Consider the following 2655-nt stretch of genomic DNA (forward strand, 5'->3'; position numbering starts at 1 on the left):
GGCGTTAGCGTCGGCGCGTCTTCTTGCGGAGCGAGAAGCGTGACGGAGAGGAATGTGGCGCAGCCCAAGCGAGGCCTAGTGCCGAAGCGAAGCGTTTCCACGTTGTTATACGCCGTTTGTTTTATTGGAATATACATTCTTCTAATTCTTTAAAAATATTTGAATCTTCGGTAATTAATTTAGCTAACGATTTTTTGAATACCTCTGCATTAATGCTGGTTTTTATTCCACATATATTCTTGATTACACTTAATTGATCCTTGACATTATCATTAAGGATATCAGTAATTTTCTGATCATATGTAAATTCATCGAAATTAAGACCATTACCTTCACTGTATTTCATTAATACTTCTTTATCAAAGAGATAATTTTCGATTTCAAATCTTTTTAAAACTCGATGGTTCGCTGGATTTGATTCTAAATATAAATTTCTATCCTTTTCGGTCGCTATTTTTCCGGAAGCTAAATCGCGATCTTTTAAAACTAAAATTTCAAGGTCTTTGAATACTTTATTCAAAATTGAAATGGCAATATCGCTTCTTTTATCTAATTCAGTATTTCCTCCACTTGATACAAAAATAGTATCAGTATATTTATTAGAAAATATGGTGTTATAGACATCTGCATCGAATCCTAAGTCGTTACCATCTTTTGATTTTTTTTCATTCCCTTCGCAATATATAATTTTTCTCGGGCTTATCAAATGTGTCAGGTCGTCGAGAGCAGTTGAAAAAATTCTCTGCCAATTTTTCCTGGAAAATTGGATTGGATTTATTGTGTGAGTGCCTGTAAAGAAATCTCCTTCTGAAAAGTCAATAATTTGTGATTTTGATTTCAATTCATCTTGAATTGCTCTTAGAAAACCAATGCTATGTGTGGCAACCCATAGCTGGCATGTTTCTGGTATTAATTTTTCTATTTCTATTAATAGTTTTCTCTGGATAGAAGTATTTAAGTGAAGTTCTGGTTCGTCTATGCATATTACTGTATTGTCATACTGTTTAGATTTTATTATCAAATCCATAATGATATCGATGACTTCTTTTTCACCAGAAGAAAGATTTGCATAAGGAAAATTTAAAGAATTTCCTTTTTTGAAATAAAGCTGACCTTTTTTTTCAAGAATATTTCCTAAATCTGATATCTCAATATCAAGAATCTTAATTAATATTCGATTGATATCTCCAATTAATTCATTTTTTACTTGTTCTCCAGTTTTAATTCCAATAAAAAATTCTGAATAAGCCATACCAAGTAGTCTTTTGTAATTAGATTCGAGCCTAGTATCAAGGGAAATTGTACTAATAGGTTCATCTCTATGTTCAAAAACTGATGGCATCGCTTTAATATCTTGTACATTGAATTTTGAAGAAAATCTGTAAGCTGTCCTTATATAAAAACTGTTTCTTAATAATTGATTATTCGGTAAGTCTGTAAATATTTGAATAGCATTGTGCTTATTGTATTGATGTTTTCTTTTTTCTATATCGCTAGAATAAAGTGATTTTGAATAATAATGAACTTCCTCTTGACCAAAATTTCTTATATCCTTTAATTTTTCTTCAAACGCATCAAAAATTGAACTCTTTCCGCATCCATTTGGCCCGACTAGTGCAATGATTTTAGATGGTTTATCACCTAAATCAATTGTTAAATCATCAAATCGTTTAAATTGTTTTAATATTATTTTTTTTACTTTCATTGATTCCTTTGAATTTTAACAAATGGCGTATAACGAACTAGGCTAATCGACGTTCCTCGTAGCTGAGCCTCTGAAGGAGGCGTTAGCGTCGGCGCGCCTTCTTGCGTAGCGAGAAGCGTGACGGAGAGGAATGTGGCGCAGCCCAAGCGAGGCCGGCAGTGCCGAAGCGAAGCGATTCGCCGCTGTTATGCGTAGTCAGAAAGTTTAAATATATTGGTAAGTAACTTGTTTTTATCCAAAAATTTGATTAAAATTAATTTTGAGCTGGATTGGTTAGACTAAATTTTATGTTTTCTTCTTTATCGCATTTCTTTAATTCTTCAAGAGCTAATAAACAATTTGCCAAAGCGCTATCTTTCATTTGTTGATTATTTTGATCTTCTGCTTTTTTTGAATTAATTAAAGAAAAAGAACAGATAACGTCTCTATCATATTTTTTCCCAGTTTTTAGAGATGTTCCTTCCTTGCAGAAATCTCTTGAAGATTGGTTATTTGGAACCAAAAAGCAGTTTAAGCATAGAGAAATTATAAAAATATTTAAGAGTTTCATTTAGTTTTCCGTTTTGTTAAAATTTAATGTCATAGTTGAATTTACGTTTGTGTTTAGATTGCTAATTTGGATGAGTTTAGTTATTCAAAGATTTATTCAAATAATTTGCTCAATGGAGCATTTTAAAAATTTTTTTTAGGTATTTAATAGAGAGTGCCGTATAATTCGAATTTCTTGAGCCATTACTTTTGTTGTATTTTTTTTTTCTATTTACTATAATTCATTAAATCATTTTGAAATGTTTTGTTTCTTATTTGATTCAATATTTGTATTTATCGACTTATTTTCTTGTTAGTTCTCTTTTGAATTGTTTTTTCTGATTACGCATAACGAAGTAGGCTTCCCGAAGTTTCCCGCCCTGAGCCTCTTTAGAGGCGTTAGGAGTAGCGGGAAATTTGCC

At 31.6% G+C, this 2655-nt stretch carries 2 protein-coding genes; both read right to left on the bottom strand.

Annotated features, from left to right (window positions below; translation table 11 throughout):
* Positions 1-121: 121 nt before the first annotated feature.
* Complete coding sequence (locus JWG41_RS04680; RefSeq protein WP_205268787.1) at positions 122-1705, bottom strand: AAA family ATPase; 1584 nt, start codon at positions 1703-1705, stop codon at positions 122-124.
* 253 nt (positions 1706-1958) lie between these two features.
* Entirely contained in the window at positions 1959-2255 is a 297-nt protein-coding gene (locus tag JWG41_RS04685; protein ID WP_205268788.1) for a hypothetical protein, read from the bottom strand.
* Between the last annotated feature and the right edge of the window lie 400 nt (positions 2256-2655).

This window comes from Leptospira chreensis, assembly GCF_016919165.1.
Lineage (GTDB): Bacteria > Spirochaetota > Leptospiria > Leptospirales > Leptospiraceae > Leptospira_A > Leptospira_A chreensis.

Coding starts and splice junctions, on each gene's coding strand:
- JWG41_RS04685 (WP_205268788.1), bottom strand. CDS start 2,255: ATGAAACTCTTAAATATTTTTATAATTTCTCTATGCTTAAACTGCTTT.
- JWG41_RS04680 (WP_205268787.1), bottom strand. CDS start 1,705: ATGAAAGTAAAAAAAATAATATTAAAACAATTTAAACGATTTGATGAT.